Here is a 17,213-nt window from a genome sequence, read left to right as displayed (position 1 = left end):
CGTACCGGCGGGACATCCGGATCACACATGTATGTGGGGACTCTGTCCTTCGACCTCCTTCTCGGCGACGTACGGTCCCTGAAGGAGAAGCGTTCCGTCGTCCGCCCGATCGTGGCCGAGCTCCAGCGCAAGTACGCGGTGAGCGCGGCGGAGGTCGAGCACATGGATCTGCATCGCAGGGCCGGTATCGGCCTGGCGGTCGTCTCCGGCGACGCGGGACATGTGACCGACGTACTCGACGGGTGCGAACGGCTGGTCGCCGGCCGCCCCGAGATCGAGCTGCTGTCGGTACGGCGGCGCTTCCATGGCGACGACGACGAGTGACCGACAACGTAGTACGCAGCACTTGTAGTACGCAGCACTTGGTACAGGAAGAACGAGGGAGACGGACCAGTGGCCGACAACGCGCGGGCTAAGAGGCTGGCGGACCTCATTCGAGAGGTGGTGGCCCAGAAGCTGCAGCGCGGGATCAAGGACCCGCGGCTCGGCTCGCATGTGACCATCACGGACACCCGGGTCACCGGGGACCTCCGGGAGGCGACCGTCTTCTACACGGTGTACGGGGACGACGAGGAGCGGGCGGCCGCGGCCGCCGGCCTGGAGAGCGCCAAGGGCGTGCTCCGCTCGGCGGTGGGGGCGGCGGCGGGCGTGAAGTTCACGCCGACCCTGACCTTCGTCGCGGACGCCCTGCCGGACACCGCGAAGACCATCGAGGACCTGCTCGACAAGGCACGGGCCTCGGACGAGAAGGTCCGCGAGGTCTCCGCGGGCGCCACCTTCGCGGGTGACGCCGACCCGTACAAGAAGCCGGGCGAGGACGACGAGACGGACGGCGACGCCGCGGAATGACCGAGAAGAACCGGACGCCCGACGGGCTTGTCATCGTGGACAAGCCGTCGGGCTTCACCTCGCACGACGTGGTGGCCAAGATGCGCGGGATCGCCAGGACCCGCCGCGTCGGCCACGCGGGCACCCTCGACCCCATGGCCACGGGCGTCCTCGTCCTCGGCCTGGAGAGGGCCACCAAGCTCCTCGGGCACCTCGCCCTCACCGAGAAGGAGTACCTCGGTACGATCCGTCTCGGGCAGAACACGCTGACGGACGACGCGGAGGGCGACATCACGTCGTCCACGGACGCGTCGGGCGTGCGGCGCGATGCCGTCGACGCCGGCATCGCCAAGCTGACCGGCGACATCATGCAGGTGCCGTCCAAGGTCAGCGCCATCAAGATCGACGGAGTGCGCTCCTACAAGCGGGCCCGCGAGGGCGAGGAATTCGAGATCCCGGCCCGCCCGGTCAAGATCTCCTCCTTCGCGGTGTACGACATGCGTGACGCCGTGGCCGAGGACGGCACCCCCGTCCTGGACCTGGTCGTCTCGGTGGTCTGCTCGTCCGGCACCTACATCCGGGCGCTCGCCCGTGACCTGGGTGCCGACCTCGGCGTCGGCGGCCACCTGACCGCCCTGCGCCGCACCCGGGTCGGCCCCTACAAGCTCGACTCCGCGCGCACCCTCGACCAGCTCCAGCAGGAGCTGACCGTGATGCCGATCGCGGATGCCGCCACCGCCGCGTTCCCCCGCTGGGACGTCGACACCAGGCGGGCCCGGCTCCTCCTCAACGGCGTACGCCTGGAGATGCCCGAGGTCTACGCGGGCAAGGGCGCCGTGGCCGTCTTCGACGCCGCGGGCAGCTTCCTGGCGCTGGTGGAGGAACAGAAGGGCAAGGCGAAGAGCCTCGCCGTGTTCGGGGCCTGAGCCCTGCCTGAGTGCTGCCCGTGGAGCGGCGGTCACGGGGAACGTGCCCGCCGCTCCATGGTCCCCCCTCGGTTCCCCCACCCAAGGTTGTATCCATCCGCATGCCCTGATTCACCCCATCGGGCAGGCGCTCGGAGTGAACCGCGGGAGCGGAAGGGGGCGCGTTCGCCACGCGATCTGTCCCGCTGATCACCTCGCCCCTACCTTCGGAAGAAGGAGCACGGCGGGGAGGTTCGACCATGGCGGAACGGGGCCCGCGCACCGGGAACCGGTACGCACCGGACGACACCCGGGACACGCGGCACGAGCCCCTGGTACGCATCTGCGACCTGGCGGGACGCCCGCGCGGCACAGGCTTCGCCGTCGACCACCACGGCACGGTTCTCACCAGCCACGAGGCGGTCGACGGACTCGCCCGGCTGGTCCTGCACGCCCCCGGCGACCGCACCTGCGTGGTGAGCGCCGACGCGGTCACCGCACTGCCGGACGGCGACCTCGCACTCGTACGCACCGAAGGTCTCGGCCTCGACCCGCTCCCCGTCACCGTGCGGGACGGGGCCGAGACCGGTGCGTACGTACGGATCGCCGCGGGCGGCTGGCGCGAGGCCCGTGTCCTCGGCACGTCCACCGTGACGTACACGGCGACCGACCGCTTCCATCTCGTGGACCACGCACTGGAGTTGGCGATCGGCACGGCCGGCACCGACGCGCTGCGGCTGGGCGGCGGAGCGGCCGGCGGGCCGGTCCTGGACGCCGCGACCGGGGCGGTCGTCGCCGTCCTCGGCACCGCGCTGCACAACGGCCACCGGGCGGCGGGCTTCGCCGTCCCGCTGCGGGGCGCCGCACTCCGCGAGGTCCTCGACCGCAACGCGGCGACCGTGCCGGCGTACGGAGCCGACCTCAACCTCGCGGGGATCCTGGAACTCACGGCGACGTCCGTGGGCTCGGACGGACCAGGGGCGGCGCCCTCGGGGCTCGTCGAACGAGCCGACACCGTAAGGGAGTTCACCGCCTTCGAGAACGGCCCGGCCGCCGTCCTCGGGCTGGTCGGCCCGCCCGGCAGCGGCCGCACGACGGAACTGGCGGCCCTCGCCGCGCGCCGCACCCGGGGCGCGGCACCGGCGCCGACCCTGTGGTTGCGCGGGGCCGACCTCAGGGACACGGACGCGTCCGTGGCGGACGCGGCGGCAAGGGCGCTGGAGCGGGCGGGGCGGATCGTGGCGGCGTCTGGCGACGGTGCGGGGGCGTCCTCGGGGGTGCTGCCCGTCGGCGGCTACGGCGGCGAACTCGGCGACATCGGGCCCGAACGCCTGGCACGGCTCGCGCGCGACGCGGGCCGTCCGCTGCTGCTCCTCCTCGACAGCCCCGAGGAGATGCCGCCCGCCCTCGCCCACCGGCTGCCCGAGTGGACCCACGGGACGGCCGAGTGGCTGCGGGGGAGCGGGGCACGGCTGGTCGTCGCGTGCCGCGCGGAGTACTGGGAGCAGGCGGGGGCCGGGTTCGCGCGCGAGCTGCTGCACGGGGACGGGGGCGCGGTGCCCTCCCCGGGCGCGAGCGGGTCGTTCCCGCCCTGTGTGTGGCTGGGCGACCTGACCGAGGAGGAGGCGCGGCGGGCGCGCCTCGGGTACGGGATTCCCGAAAGGGCGCTCGCCGAGGCCGACGCCCGGCATCCGCTCACGCTGCGGCTGCTGGCGGAGGTACGGGCCGCGCTGCCGGACGGCCCCGCCGGACGCCCCGGCCGGGACGAGGTCTTCGCCGCCCACCTGGACCTGATGTGCCTGCGCGTCGCGGTACGGCTCGCCGCGACGGGCGGGCTGCGCGGCACGGCCGTACGCCGCCTCGCGGCCCAGGTCGCCGGCCAGGTGCACGAGGCGGCGCGCCGCTCGCTGGGGCCCGGGCAGGGCGAGCTGGACCGCGCCTCCTTCGAGGCCGTCTTCCCGTGGGGGCCGGCGGCCGGACGCCGGTTCGGCGGCACCACCGGCTGGGCCTCCGCCGTGCTCACCGAGGGGCTCCTCGTCCCCGCGGGAAACGGCTACCGCTTCGCCCACGAGGAACTCGCCGACTGGATCCAGGGCACACACCTGGACCTGGACGCGGCCCTGCACTCCCTCGTCCACCGGGGCCGGGGTGCGGCGACGCGGGGAGTGGGCGCCGGGCCGTCGACTGCGAGCGCCGCCTCACGCCGCCGCCGCGCCCGGGCCTCCCGGCTCGCGTCCGGGGCGTACGCGTCCCGGGCCGTCCCCGTCCCGCGGCACCGCATCGGCCCCGTCGTGCAGGCCCTGCTCCTCCTGGGCCGGGAGCAGGGTGCCGCGGCGCTGGCCTGCCGTCTGGAGGACCTCGTCCACGCCCTGGACGCCCTGCGGCCCGCCGTACCCGCCCCGCCCGAGGACTCCGCCTGGTGGGCCGGCCACCTGGTCGGCGACGTCCTGCTGCGGGTGCCCGACGCGACGGCGTACATCGGCCTCCTACGGCTGCTCGCCGAGCGGATCGTGACATGGCGGGAGGAGGGCCGGGGCGTACCGGAGGAGTTCGGACCACCGTTCTGGGAGGCGCTCCCGCTGCCGCAGGCGGAACGCGTCGACCTGCTGCGGCGGCTAGTGGTGGCCGACCAGGCACCCCGCACAACGACCACACCGACAAACTCCCCCTCGGCCGCCGACTTTGCCCGGCATGCTGCGGATGCCGGCCGCGCCATGGCAGGCCCCGGCCGCCCCGTCCCTCATGAGGCCGATCCCTGGTCGACGGCCGATCCCTCTTGGCACACCGCGGACGGTGCACGCGCCATGGCCGACCCGGCTCGGCACGCGGCGAACGCCGACCGTGCTACCGCCGAACCCGACTGCCCCGCCCCTTCGGCTCCCCAGCACGCCGAAGCTCCTGCCGGCCCCACGGTCTGGCATGCTCCCGCCGCTCGTCCCTCCGCCGACCCCGCCCGTTTCCTCGACGCCGTCGCCCGGCTTCTCGCCTCGGCCCCCGCTGTCGTACAGCCGTATCTCACCCGCTGGTTCGACGACGAGCGGCCGCTTCCCGCCACGCCCGACGCGACCGTGGCGACGGCGGCGCAGGCGCTGTTGTACGCGCATCGGCGGCGGGCGCTGGACGATCTCACGGAGGCGCTGGTGGGGAGTGCGCACCGGCGCGGGGACGAGTTGCTGGCCGTGCTCGCGGAGGAGGAACCCTCGGCGCTGTGCCGGGCGGTGGACCGGTGGGCACACGACGAGCGTCCGGCACGGCACGTGGCGGCGGTGGCGTACGGGCTGCGGGCCGCGCCCCACGTACGCACGGAGGCCGACCGCGAACTGCTGCGCTACGCGGCGCTCGCCCTGCTGTCCAGCCCCGCCGACTGCACGCTGCACGGCGGCGCGCTCGGCCTCCTCGCACGCGATCCGATCACCCGCGCCCGCTATCTCCCACCGGCCCTGCAACGGTTCGCGGCCGGTGACCCGCAGGTGCCCGCGAGCCCGCTGGTCGCCGCCCTCGCCACCCACTGCGACGCGGTCCTCGCCGCCTTCCGGGCCCGGCTGCTGCGCAGGCCGGGACCGGACACGGACGAGGCCCTGCGCGCCCTCGCCGACGTCACCACGCCCGCGCTCGCCCGCCGGGTCGCGGGCCTTGTACGGGAAGTCGTGGAGCTGTGCCCGGAAGCCGCCACGCCGGTGGCCGCATATGTCGACCGGGTGCTGGAGGAGCACGGGCCCGCCGCGCGCGCCGTGCTGCACCCGCTGGTCAGCGGGCTGCTGGCGGGGCGTCCTCCGCAGGTACGGGCGGCGCTCGCGGCCGTCCTCGCCGCACCGGGCAGCCGCCTCTCGCGGCCCCTGCGGCGGGAGCTGCTGGAACTGCTGCTGGCGCAGGAGCGCGACCCGCTGGTCCTCGACGCCCTGCTGCGGGCGGCCGCGGACGGCGCGGCGCGCGGCGACGACGCCGAGCGCACCCGGGAGTTGGTGCACCGCGCGGGACTGCTCCTGGTCCGCACCCCGGCAGGGGCCACCGGCTTCGACCGCGGCCTGGTCGACCTGGCCCGGCAGGTCCCCGGCTTCGCCGGTCTCGTGGCCCACTGGCTGACCGGCGCGCCCGAGGAGTGGGCCGCGGTGGTCGGCCCGAGCACCCGCCGCATGATCGAGAACCTGGCCGGGGTCCGGGTCCCCGCCTGATCCCGCTCCGCCGGGCTCGCCGTGCTCCTCGTCACAGCGTGATGCCGATGCAAGCCGAGCGCACCCGGCATGGCACCCTTAGAGCTGCGTAAGAGGCAAACACGGACACGGGTTCGGGTTCGAGTTCGACAAGGAGCGGTCACAGTGCAGCGCTGGCGTGGCTTGGAGGACATCCCCGAGGACTGGGGGCGCAGCGTCGTCACCATCGGTTCCTACGACGGGGTGCACCGCGGACACCAGCTGATCATCCGGCACGCCGTGGAACGCGCCCGTGAGCTGGGCGTCCCCTCCGTCGTGGTCACCTTCGACCCGCACCCCAGCGAGGTCGTGCGCCCCGGCAGCCACCCGCCGCTGCTCGCGCCGCACCACCGCCGCGCGGAGCTGATGGCCGAGCTGGGCGTGGACGCGCTGCTCATCCTCCCCTTCACCACCGAGTTCTCGAAGCTGTCGCCGGCCGACTTCGTCGTGAAGGTCCTGGTCGACAAGCTGCACGCCAGGGCCGTCGTCGAGGGCCCCAACTTCCGCTTCGGCCACAAGGCCGCCGGGAACGTCGACTTCCTTGCCGAGCAGGGCCGGACGTACGACTTCGAGGTCGAGATCGTGGACCTGTACGTGACCGGTGAGGCGGGCGGCGGCGAGCCCTTCTCCTCGACGATGACCCGGCGGCTGGTCGCCGAGGGCGACGTCGAGGGAGCCCGCGAGATCCTCGGACGCCCGCACCGCGTCGAGGGCATCGTCGTGCGCGGCGCCCAGCGCGGCCGCGAACTCGGCTTCCCGACCGCCAACGTCGAGACCCTCCCGCACACCGCGATCCCGGCCGACGGCGTGTACGCCGGCTGGCTGCACGTCGAGGGCGAGGCCATGCCGGCCGCGATCTCCGTCGGCACGAACCCGCAGTTCGACGGCACCGAGCGCACCGTCGAGGCGTACGCCATCGACCGCGTCGGCCTCGACCTGTACGGCCTGCACGTCGCGGTCGACTTCCTCGCCTACGTCCGCGGCATGGCCAAGTTCGAATCCATCGACGCGCTCCTCGAAGCCATCGCCGACGACGTGAAGCGCTCGCGCGAGCTGATCGAGGCGTATGACGGGGAGTAACTCCCGTCTGCGGTAGGGGAGTCGGTAGTACGCGAAGGGGGCGGCGGGTGCTTTCGCGAGCACCGGCCGCCCCCTTTTTTTCACGTTGCCGGCATCACGTACTGACGCGTGCCCGCGCCCAGTGGCACGCCACCTGCGCCTCACCGCCGCCGCTCAGCACCTCCAGGTCCTGGCCCCGGCAGGCGTCCGCGACCCCGGCCCGCTCGGCCTCGCCGCTCGCCAGGATCTGGCACCGCGCGTGGAAACGGCAGCCCGCGGGGATGCGGGACGGATCCGGGGGCTCGCCCGTCAGCACCACCGGGTCGCCCGGCGCCTCAGGCAGGACCGACAACAGGGCCTGGGTATACGGGTGCTGAGGTGCAGTCAGAACCTGTTCGACCTCGCCGGTCTCCACGATCCGGCCCAGGTACATCACCGCGACCCGGTCGGCGATGTTCCACGCCAGGCCCAGGTCGTGGGTCACCACCAGGGCGGACAGGCCGAGTTCGGTCCTCAGACGCAGGAGCAGGGCGAGGATCTCGCCGCGTACGGAGGCGTCCAGAGAGGCCACCGGCTCGTCGGCGACGATGAGTTCGGGTTCCAGGACGAGCGCGCCCGCGATCACGACACGCTGGCGCTGGCCGCCGGACAGCTCGTGCGGGTAGCGCAGGAAGAACCGCTCGGGCGGCCTGAGCCCGGCCCGGGAGAGGGCCTCGGCGACCGCCGCCCGCTCGTCGCCGCCGTACCGGTGGATGCGCAGGCCCTCGGCCACCGCGTCGTAGACCGTGTGCCGGGGGTTGAGTGAGCCGCTCGGGTCCTGCAGCACCAGTTGGACGCGTTTGCGGTAGGCCTTCAGGGCGCGTGAGGAGTAGTCGAGCGGCTTGCCGTCGAAGGTCACGCGGCCGCCCGTCGGCGGGACGAGGCCGAGGAGCGAGCGGGCCAGCGTCGTCTTGCCGCAGCCCGACTCGCCGACCAGCGCCACGATCTCGCCGGGCCGGATGTCGAGGTCGACGCCGTCGACGGCCCGGGCCCGGTCGGCGCCGTGCCGGCCCGGGAAGCTCACGTGCAGGCCCTCGGCGGTGAGGAGAGGCGAGGCCGATGTCGTCATGCGGTGCTCCTCGCGTCGTCCGCCTCGGGTTCCGGCGCGGATTCCTGAGCCGTGGTGCCCACGTGCACGCAGGCGGCCCACCGGCCACCGCCCGCCGCGCGCAGCACCTGGTCCTGCGTGCCGCACGAGTCGAGCGCCACCGCGCAGCGCGGGTGGAACGTGCAGCCGGACGGCAGCGCCGCCGGGTCGGGCGGGTCGCCCGGAAGGCCGCGCGGCGCGAACCGCGACGCCGCGTCACCGATGCGCGGAAACGCCGCCGACAGGGCTTTGCTGTACGGGTGTTGGGCGTTCTCGTACACCTGCCGCGCCGGCCCCTCCTCGACGACGCGGCCCGCGTACATCACCGCGAGCCGGTCGCAGGTGTCGGCCAGCACCGCCAGGTCGTGGCTGATCATGATCAGACCCACGTCCTGCTCCGCGACGAGCTGTTCGATCAGGCGCAGGATCTGTGCCTGGATCATCACGTCGAGGGCGGTGGTCGGTTCGTCGGCGATGACGAGCTGCGGGTCGCAGGCGAGCGCCATGGCGATCATGACGCGTTGGCGCTGGCCGCCCGAGAGCTCGTGCGGGTAGGCGTCCGCGCGGGCGGCGGGCAGGCCGACGTGTTCGAGGAGTTCACCGGTCCTGCTCCTCGCGCCCGCCGGGGTCGCCTTCCTGTGCAGCAGGATCGGCTCGGCGATCTGGTCGCCGATGCGGTGCACGGCGTTGAGCGAGTGCATCGCGCCCTGGAAGACGATCGACGCCCCGGCCCAGCGCACCGCGCGCACCCGGCCCCACTTCATCGTCAGCACGTCCTCGCCGTCGAGGAGGATCTCACCGCTCGTGCGTGCCCCCGCGGGCAGCAGCCGCAGCAGCGCCAGCGCCAGCGTGGACTTGCCGCAGCCGGACTCGCCCGCGATCCCGAGCTTCTGCCCCGCCTCCACCGCGAGGTCCACTCCGCGCACGGCGGCGGCTCCGCCCGCGTACGTCACTTCGAGGTTCCTGACCTCCAGGAGCGTCAACGCGCCACCCCCAGCTTGGGGTTGAGAACCGACTCGACCGCACGGCCGCACAGCGTGAACGCCAGCGCGACGGTGGCGATCGCGATGCCCGGCGGCACCAGATACCACCACTTGCCCGAACTCACCGCACCCGCCTCCCGCGCGTCCTGGAGCAGCCCGCCCCAGGACACGACCGTCGGATCGCCGAGGCCGAGGAAGGCGAGCGTCGCCTCGGCGAGGATCGCCGAGGAGATGATCAGGGTCGTCTGGGCCAGCACCAGCGGCATCACGTTCGGCAGGACGTGCCGGGACATGATGTGCCAGTGGCCGCCGCCGAGCGCCTTGGCGCGCTCGATGTAAGGCCGCGACTCCACGGCGAGGGTCTGCGCGCGCACCAGCCGGGCCGTCGTCGGCCAGGTCGTGACACCGATCGCCAGGATGATCGTGCCGAGCGAGCGGGACATCACGGTCGCGAGGGCGATCGCGAGCACCAGGGTCGGCATGACCAGGAACCAGTCCGTGATCCGCATCAGTACGGTCGCGTACCAGCCCTTGAAGTGCCCGGCGGTGATGCCGATGAACGCGCCGATCGCCACCGACAGCACGGCCGCGAGCAGCCCCACGAGCAGCGAGACCCGCGCGCCCCACACCACGAGGCCGAGCAGACTGCGCCCGAACTGGTCGGTGCCCAACGGGAATTCGGTGCTCGGGCTCTCCATCGCATCGCCGGGCGCGTCGGTCACGCTCTGCACGTCGGAGCCGACGGTCAACGGCGCGGTCAGTGCGATCAGCGCGAAGAGCGCGAGCGCGGCCAGGCCGAACACGCCGGCGTGATGGGTGCGGTACTGCTTCCAGAAGCGGGCGGCGGAGTGCCGCCTGCGCTGCCAGGCCAGGGCCCGGGGGCTCCGCGCCGCCGTCGGAGCGGGGGCCTTGTCCACGCCTGTGGGTTCAGTGGCGGTTGATTCGGTCGTCATCGGCCCACCCGGGGGTCGAGCAGCGGATAGATCAGATCGGCCAGCGTGTTCATCACGACCACAGCTGCCGCGAAAACGAAGAACAGCCCCTGGACCAGAGGCAGATCGGGCACGCTCAACGCCTGGTAGAAGAGCCCGCCGAGGCCCGGCCAGGAGAAGACGGTCTCGACGAGGATCACTCCCGCCACGGTCCGCCCGAGGTTGATGAAGATCAGCGTCACGGTCGGCAGCAGTGCGTTGGGAACGGCATGCCGACGCCGTACGAGATCGTCCCGAAGTCCCTTGGCCCGCGCGGTCGTCAGATAGTCGCTGCCCATCTCGTCCAGCAGCGCCGAGCGCGTGACGAGCAGCGTCTGTCCGTACTCGACCGCGACCAGTGTGAGCACCGGCAGGACGAGATGGTGGGCGACATCGAGGACGTAGGCGAAGCCCTCCTCGCCGCCCGATTCCATGCCGCCGGTCGGGAAGAGCCCGGGGATCGGGCCGATGCCCACCGAGAAGACGATGATGAGCAGCAGTCCGAGCCAGAACGACGGGATCGAGTAAAGGGTCAGCGCCAGACCGGTGTTGAGCCGGTCACCGAGCCCGCCGTTGCGCCAGGCCGCGCGTGTGCCGAGGAAGATACCGAGCGCCGTGTAGAGGACGAACGCCGTGCCGGTGAGCAGCAGGGTGTTCGGCAGCGCCTCGGTGATCTTGTCGATGACCGGCGCCCGGAACTGGTAGGAGGTGCCGAGGTCGCCGGTGAGCGCCTTGCCGCAGTAGTCCGTGAACTGCTCCCACACCGGCAGGTCGAGACCGAACTCCCTGCGGTACGCCGCGAGTTGTTCGGCCGAGACCTGACGGCCGCCCGTCATGTACTTGACCGGGTCGCCGGGGATCAGTCGGAAGAGGAAGAAACTGGTGACGAGGACGGCGAGCAGCGAGACGGCCGCGCCGCCCAGCTTGCCCGCCACATAGCGCAGATACGCGGTCCTGGTGCGCGCCCTTGGTCCGCGGACCGACGGCCCGGCCTGAGCCGGGCCGCCGATCGTCTCGACCAGCGCGGGTGTTGCGTCAGCGGTCATGAACTACTCATTCGCTCGTACGCCCATCGAGGTGCCGGTGATGCGTGCTGCCTACTCGCGGTCCCCGGCGGTGGACCGGCGGCGCATCGCGAGGAACACTCCGGCGCCCGCGAGGACGACGACGCCCGCGACGATGCCGATGATGACGCCCGTCGAGCTCGAACCGTCGGAGGACTCACCGGAGGACCCGGCCGGAACCGCCGACCACCAGCTCCAGTAGCCGTCCTGGCCGTAGATGTTGCCCGCGGCCTCGGGCATGGTGGTGATCGACTTGATCTGGTCGGTGCGGTAGGCCTCGACCGCGTTCGGATACGCCATGACGTTCATGTACCCGGTGTCGTACAGCCGTGACTCCGCCTGCTTGACGAGTTCGGCCCGCTTGGTGGCGTCGTACTCGGCGAGCTGCTGGTGGTAGAGGTCGTCGAACTTCTTGTCGCAGATGAAGTTGTCCGTCGCCCCGGTGTCCTTGGGGGTCGCCGGGAGCGCGTCGCAGGTCTGGATCGACAGCAGGAAGTCGGGGTCGGGGTTGGCGGACCAGCCGTCGAAGGCCAGGTCGTACTTGCCCGCGAGCCATGGGTCGGTCACGTTGTCCAGGCAGTTGAGCGTGACCCCGATGCCGAGCTTGCCCCACCACTCCTTGAGGTACTGGCCGACCGCCTTGTCGTTCGGGTCGGTGGCGTGGCACAGGATGCGGTAGTTGATCGGCTTGCCGTTCTTGCCGACGCGCTTGCCGTCACCGTTCTTCTTGTAGCCCGCCTGGTCGAGGAGCTGGGCCGCCTTCGCCGGGTCGTAGGCCAGTTCCTGGCTCGTCGACGGTTTCCAGAAGTACGACGAGAAGCGGGGCGGGATGTAGCCGGCGCCCTCGACCGCGTGGCCCTGGAAGACCCTGTCGACGATCGTCTTGCGGTCGACCGCCATGAACAGGGCGTGCCGCACGTTCTCGTTCCGCAGCGACTCGTGTCCGTCGCCGAACTTCTTGCCGTCCTTGGCCTGCGCGCCCGGGTTGGTGGCGATCGCGTAGAAACGGCGGCCCGGCGCGTCGTTCACCTTGATGTCCTGCTGGCTCTTGAGCGCGGTGGCCTGAGCCGGCGTCAGGGGCCCGGAGACGAACGACACTTCACCCTTCTGAAGGGCGGCGACGGCCGCATCGCCGTCCTTGTAGTACTTGAAGACCAGCTCGTCGAACTTCGGGGTGCCGCGCCAGAAGGTCTTGTTGGGCTTCAGCCGTACGTAGCTGTCGGCCTTGTAGTCGGTCAGGACGAACGGCCCGTTGCCGACGATCGGGAACGACTTGTCGTTGTTGAACTTCGAGAAGTCCTTGACCTTCTCCCAGACGTGCTTGGGCACGATCGGCACGTCGAGCGCCGTCATCGTGGCCTGCGGCTTCTTCAGCTCGATCACCAGTTGGGTGGCGCTGGGAGCCGTGACCTTCTTGAAGTTCCCGACGAAGCTGCCGTTGGCCGTGGCCGCGCCCTCGTCGGTCATCATCTTGTTGAACGTCCACGCCGCGTCCTCGGCGGTGGCCTTCTGGCCGTCCGACCACTTGGAGTTGGAGCGGATCGTGTAGGTCCAGGTGAGCTTGTCGGCCGACGGCTCCCACTTGGTGGCGAAGCCCGGGACGACGTGGTTGTCCTTGGGGTCGTAGTTGGTCAGGTACTCGTACATGAGCCGGTGAATGCTCGTACTGATCAGACGACTTGCCAGGAACGGACTGAGCGAGTCGACGCTCTGCGCGACCGCGACGGTCAGGACCTTCTTGCTCTCCTTGGCCTGGGCCTGCTGCGGCGCGGGGTTGAGCGGGGTCGCGAGACCGGCGGTGAGGGTGAGCGCCGCGGCGCCCGCGGCGGCGATGAGCCGAAGCCCACTGCTGTGTTTCTCGAATCTGTTCATCAGTCGGTGACCTCGCGTCATCGCTCGCACAGGGATGGCTTGTCGCAGTACTGGAGCAGGAGATTGATCAGGTGACGCCGGCGGGGTTGATGTGTGTGTCTATCAGCGGCGCTCCACGCACGTCAACGGCAGTTGGACCCCATGTGGCCTGCGGAAATAACGAGTTGGCTCGAATCTGACGCCCATTGGTTCAGACCGGTGACGCCCTCCTGGCCAGGGAGTGGCGCCCCTTTTCGCCCCTGGACACACGCAGGGCCCGCACCGTGGGTGAACGGTGCGGGCCCTGGCCCGAAATGACACCCCGAAAGGGGCCGTCCGGGTGACTTCGCGCTACTGCTGAGGGGGCGCCGGAGGGGGCGGGGTCTGCCCCTGTTCCGGCTGGTTCAACTGGTACGGCTGCCCCGGCGCGGGGGAGTTGGGCTGGAACGGCTGCCCCGGCTGGTACGGCTGGCCGGGCTGAGGCGCGGGCAGGGGCGCGGGCTGTGGCGCCTGCGGGGGCACTGCGGCCTGGCCTGGCTGGGGGTGCGGTGCCTGGCCGGGCTGGGGGTAGGCGGGGTACGGCTGGTGCGGCTGGGGGGAGGGCTGATGGCCGGGCTGTTGCTGCTGTTGCGGTTGGTGCGGCTGCGGCTGCGGCTGCGGCTGGGCGTAGGGCTGGCCCTGCTGCGGGTATGCCTGACCGGGTTGCGGGTACGGCTGACCGGGTTGCGGGTACGGCTGACCGGGTTGCGGGTACGGCTGACCGGGCTGGGGCGGCTGCGGGACCTGGCCCTGGCCGGGCTGGCCCGGAACCGGCTGGCCCGGTGTGGGCTGGCCCGGATATCCCTGGCCGGGCATCGGCGGGGCGGCGACCGGCGGCGGGTTGCCGTCGTTCGTCCACAGCCCGTGCGACTGCTGGTGCCGCACGATGTCCTCGGCGACCATCGCGGAGAGGTTGAAGTACGCCTCCCGCACCTTCGGCCGCATCATGTCGAGGTCGACCTCGGCGCCCGCGGCGAGGTGCTCGTCGAAGGGCACGACCACGACTCCGCGGCAGCGCGTCTCGAAGTGGCCGACGATGTCGTCCACCTTGATCATCTTGCCGGTCTCGCGTACCCCGGAGATGACGGTGATGGACCGCGAGACGAGATCCGCGTACCCGTGCGCCGACAGCCAGTCCAGCGTCGTACTGGCGCTGCTCGCACCGTCGACGGACGGCGTCGAGATGATGATGAGCTGGTCGGCGAGGTCGAGCACCCCGCGCATGGCGCTGTACAGCAGGCCCGTGCCCGAGTCGGTGAGGATGATCGGGTACTGCCTGCCCAGCACGTCGATCGCGCGCCGGTAGTCCTCGTCGTTGAAGGTCGTGGACACGGCCGGGTCGACGTCGTTGGCGATGATCTCCAGCCCCGACGAGGCCTGGGAGGTGAACCGCCGGATGTCCATGTACGAGTTGAGGTACGGGATCGCCTGGACGAGGTCTCGGATGGTGGCCCCGGTCTCGCGACGCACCCGGCGGCCGAGCGTACCGGCGTCCGGGTTGGCGTCGATCGCGAGGATCTTGTCCTGCCGCTCGGTGGCGAGCGTGGAACCGAGCGCGGTGGTCGTGGTCGTCTTGCCGACGCCGCCCTTGAGGCTGATGACGGCGATCCGGTAGCAGGACAGCACCGGCGTACGGATCAGGTCGAGCTTCCGCTGCCGCTCGGCCTCCTCCTTCTTGCCGCCGATCTTGAACCGCGACGAGGCGGCGGGCCGCCCGCTCTTGGCCTTCTGCTTCTTGTTGTTCAGCAGCCGGTCGGAGGACAGCTCCACGGCCGCCGTGTAACCGAGCGGCGCGGCACCGGGGTTGGTCGGCTGCCGCTGGTCGTGCTGCACGGGCTGCGGCCAGGCGGCACCGGCACGGGGGTCGACGGGCTGCTGCGGGGCGTGCGCCTGTGGGGCGGGGGCTTGGGGCGCGGGTGCCTGGGGTGCTGGGGCGGGTTGCGCCGGCTGCGGTTGTGGCTGCGGCGGCTGGGGCGATTGCTGTTGCTGCGGGAAGCCGTAACCACCCTGCGGGGAAGGTGAGTTGGGCGCCGGGGGCTGCGGGAAGCCGTAGCCCGGCTGGGGGGTGGGGAGTTGCGGGGCGGCGGACTGCGGTGCCGGGGGCTGCGGGGCAGCGGGCGCAGCCGGCGGCGGGAAGCCGTAACCGGGGCCCTGGGGCGCCGGGTTGGGAGCCGGGTGGGGCGCGGGCGCGGCGGCCGCGGGCTGCGGGAAACCGTAACTGCCCTGCGGAGTCGGAGGAGAAGGGGGAGTGCTGGCCTGCGGGAAGCCGTAACTCCCGGGCTGCGCCTGGGCCGGCACCGGGTTCGGCAGGGGCGGCACGGGCGGCTGCGGAGCAGGTGCACCCGCGCTGGGGGAGGACGGCCACGCCGGGGGAGCGGGCTGCGGCGCCTGCGGGTGGAACGGCTGCGCCGGAGGCTGTCCCTGCGGCTGCGGCGCAGCCGGACCGGCGTCAGCGACCGCGGGCTCGGTGGACGCGGGCCACTGGGCGGCGGGAGCGGGCGCGGCAGGCTGGTACGTGGGCGGCAACGGCGGCAGCCCACCCTGAGGCGCGGGCGGCGGAGCCCACGCAGGCGGGGCGTCCTGTACGGGCACGGCCGCGGGCACCGCGTCCTGAGGCTCGGCACCCTGAGGGACGGCGTCATTGATGTCGTCCTGCGGCACGTCGTCGACGACCTCGGCATCGACTGCTTCGGCGTCGACGACCTCGACGTCAGCGGCCTCGGGGGCCTCCGGCACTTCAGGCACCTCAGGCGCCTCGGCGAGGGCCGCGTCCTGGACCTCGTTCTCGTCCTCATCCTCGGAGGAGGCCGATGCCACGTCACCGGCGTCAGCGGTTTCCTCCACCACATCTACGGCGTCCACGCCATCGGCGTCGTCACCCTCAGTGCCTACCGGCTCCTGCTCCGGCTCCTGCTCCGGAGCGGGCTCGGCGGGACGGCGGAGCGACAACTCCACGACGTCGGCCTCGGCGCCGGCGTCAGCACCGTCGTCCTCGGTGACCTCGGGCTCGGCCTCCGCCTCGACTTCGGCGTCGGGCTCGACTTCGACCTCAGGCTCGGCATCGGGCCCCGCGGCCCGCTCGGCTTCGGCGTCAACAGGCTCTCGCTCCGCGATCTCCCGCTTCAGAGCGACAGCGGAGATCCGCATGGTGGCGCCACTCTCAAGATCCCCGTTTCCGGACTCCGCCTCCTCGGAAGGGGCCGGAGCAACAGGGGCGGGCGGCGCGGTGGGCGCGACCGGTGCGGGCGGAGCCCACTGCCCCGGAGCACCGCCCGCGGGGAAGCCGAGGAGATTCGGCAGAGCCGCCGGACTTCCTGCATCCGCGGCTGGAGCCGGATCCGCCGCAGCGGCAGCGACAGGCTCGGGTTCGGCCGTCTCCGGCCGGAACCCACTCCCCACGGGCAACTTCGGCACGGCAAGGGGACCGCCGACGGGCAGTACCGGCGGAACGGGCGGCGCCGGCGGAACAGGCAAGGAGGGAGCGGCCGGAGCCGAGGGCGCAGCCGCCGAAGCAGCCGAAGCCTCCGGGGTCTCGGACGTTTCCGAAGCCTTCGGATCCGACGCCTCGTCGCCCGACCCCTCCGACGCGTTCTGCGTGTACCAGGCAGGCGGCGCGTAGTCGATGGTGAACTCGCCCGTCGTCTCGACGGCGGACTCCGCGTCGGACTGGTCATCGCCGGGTGTGGCCCAGCCCCCGCGGATCCCGTCCCGATCGCTGTTCACAATTCCTCCTGGTGTGGTCGAGCACCCTCGTGCGGTGCCGGGACGGTCATTGCTCGTTCCGTCCGCGGTCGTCCGTGGTCGCTCGTAGTCGTCCGAAGTCGTTCGAGGTCGTCCGATTCCACGCGGCTCTCCCCCTGGGGCGCGGGCAAGCCGGTCACGGGTTCTGGCGTCGCGCCCGGTCCCAGCCTAATCACCATGACTGTCAATAGGGCAGGCCTGTCCACCCCACCGCGACTGCCCGCTACGTCACACCCTGCCCAGAAGTCGCCTGCGCACGCTCACGATTGACCCTCAAAACGGACAAACACAGCCATCATTACGGGCGTTATCGCCCACTTCCCCGTGGAAAGGACCTGTTCGCCCGAGCCTCGACTCACGCCCCCTGCGCCCGGGCGGTCGGCTCTTCTTGCGCGGCAACGACGACGAGCACCTCGACGACGAGCACTTCAGGGACGGCAAGACCGCTCAGGGCCC

11 protein-coding genes are annotated in these 17,213 nt (G+C 72.1%); 5 read left to right on the top strand and 6 right to left on the bottom strand.

The window, feature by feature from the left end; genetic code table 11:
* Positions 1-27: 27 nt before the first annotated feature.
* From ACN6LB_RS13085 to ACN6LB_RS13065, 5 genes are all read left to right on the top strand, one after another.
* The gene (locus tag ACN6LB_RS13085; RefSeq protein ID WP_356148350.1) at positions 28-324 is read left to right on the top strand and encodes a DUF503 domain-containing protein; all 297 of its coding nucleotides are present in this window, start codon (positions 28-30) and stop codon (positions 322-324) included.
* Between the two features lie 69 nt (positions 325-393).
* Positions 394-849 carry a 30S ribosome-binding factor RbfA gene (gene rbfA, locus ACN6LB_RS13080; protein ID WP_356148344.1) on the top strand — a complete coding sequence of 152 codons (456 nt, stop codon included), beginning with the start codon at positions 394-396 and terminating at the stop codon, positions 847-849.
* Positions 846-1,754: a tRNA pseudouridine(55) synthase TruB gene (truB, locus tag ACN6LB_RS13075; protein WP_356148340.1), complete on the top strand. Its 909-nt coding sequence runs from the start codon at positions 846-848 to the stop codon at positions 1,752-1,754. The genes rbfA and truB overlap by 4 nt, the downstream gene beginning before the upstream one ends.
* A 239-nt stretch (positions 1,755-1,993) precedes the next feature.
* Positions 1,994-5,905, top strand: coding sequence for a trypsin-like peptidase domain-containing protein (locus tag ACN6LB_RS13070; protein ID WP_445025949.1), 3,912 nt, complete (start codon positions 1,994-1,996; stop codon positions 5,903-5,905).
* Between the two features lie 144 nt (positions 5,906-6,049).
* On the top strand, positions 6,050-7,003 hold the full coding sequence (locus ACN6LB_RS13065; RefSeq protein ID WP_356148334.1) for a bifunctional riboflavin kinase/FAD synthetase: 954 nt from the start codon (positions 6,050-6,052) through the stop codon (positions 7,001-7,003).
* Positions 7,004-7,097: 94 nt separating this feature from the next.
* Here the strand turns inward: ACN6LB_RS13065 and ACN6LB_RS13060 are convergent, their stop codons facing one another.
* The 6 genes from ACN6LB_RS13060 to ACN6LB_RS13035 form a co-directional block, all read right to left on the bottom strand.
* On the bottom strand, positions 7,098-8,090 hold the full coding sequence (locus ACN6LB_RS13060) for an ABC transporter ATP-binding protein (RefSeq protein ID WP_445025948.1): 993 nt from the start codon (positions 8,088-8,090) through the stop codon (positions 7,098-7,100).
* A complete protein-coding gene (locus tag ACN6LB_RS13055) occupies positions 8,087-9,091 on the bottom strand; it encodes an ABC transporter ATP-binding protein (protein ID WP_445025947.1) in 1,005 nt (334 codons plus the stop codon). The genes ACN6LB_RS13060 and ACN6LB_RS13055 overlap by 4 nt, the downstream gene beginning before the upstream one ends.
* Positions 9,088-10,044, bottom strand: a complete 957-nt coding sequence (locus tag ACN6LB_RS13050) for an ABC transporter permease (RefSeq protein ID WP_445025946.1) — start codon at positions 10,042-10,044, stop codon at positions 9,088-9,090. Before ACN6LB_RS13050 ends, ACN6LB_RS13055 begins: the two co-directional genes overlap by 4 nt.
* Positions 10,041-11,108, bottom strand: coding sequence for an ABC transporter permease (locus ACN6LB_RS13045; RefSeq protein WP_445025945.1), 1,068 nt, complete (start codon positions 11,106-11,108; stop codon positions 10,041-10,043). Before ACN6LB_RS13045 ends, ACN6LB_RS13050 begins: the two co-directional genes overlap by 4 nt.
* Positions 11,109-11,159: 51 nt before the next feature.
* The gene (locus tag ACN6LB_RS13040; RefSeq protein WP_445025944.1) at positions 11,160-12,998 is read right to left on the bottom strand and encodes an ABC transporter substrate-binding protein; all 1,839 of its coding nucleotides are present in this window, start codon (positions 12,996-12,998) and stop codon (positions 11,160-11,162) included.
* A 330-nt stretch (positions 12,999-13,328) separates the two neighbouring features.
* On the bottom strand, positions 13,329-16,739 hold the full coding sequence (locus ACN6LB_RS13035; protein ID WP_445025943.1) for an SCO5717 family growth-regulating ATPase: 3,411 nt from the start codon (positions 16,737-16,739) through the stop codon (positions 13,329-13,331).
* Between the last annotated feature and the right edge of the window lie 474 nt (positions 16,740-17,213).

It is taken from the genome of Streptomyces sp. SAS_270, from assembly GCF_052543295.1.
This window is presented reverse-complemented; position numbering and strand designations above follow the sequence as displayed.

Excerpts from the sequence above, each read along its gene's own strand:
- ACN6LB_RS13050 (WP_445025946.1), bottom strand. The coding sequence starts at position 10,044 with ATGACGACCGAATCAACCGCCACTGAACCCACAGGCGTGGACAAGGCC.
- ACN6LB_RS13070 (WP_445025949.1), top strand. The coding sequence starts at position 1,994 with ATGGCGGAACGGGGCCCGCGCACCGGGAACCGGTACGCACCGGACGAC.
- truB (WP_356148340.1), top strand. The coding sequence starts at position 846 with ATGACCGAGAAGAACCGGACGCCCGACGGGCTTGTCATCGTGGACAAG.
- ACN6LB_RS13085 (WP_356148350.1), top strand. The coding sequence starts at position 28 with ATGTATGTGGGGACTCTGTCCTTCGACCTCCTTCTCGGCGACGTACGG.
- ACN6LB_RS13060 (WP_445025948.1), bottom strand. The coding sequence starts at position 8,090 with ATGACGACATCGGCCTCGCCTCTCCTCACCGCCGAGGGCCTGCACGTG.
- ACN6LB_RS13040 (WP_445025944.1), bottom strand. The coding sequence starts at position 12,998 with ATGAACAGATTCGAGAAACACAGCAGTGGGCTTCGGCTCATCGCCGCC.
- ACN6LB_RS13045 (WP_445025945.1), bottom strand. The coding sequence starts at position 11,108 with ATGACCGCTGACGCAACACCCGCGCTGGTCGAGACGATCGGCGGCCCG.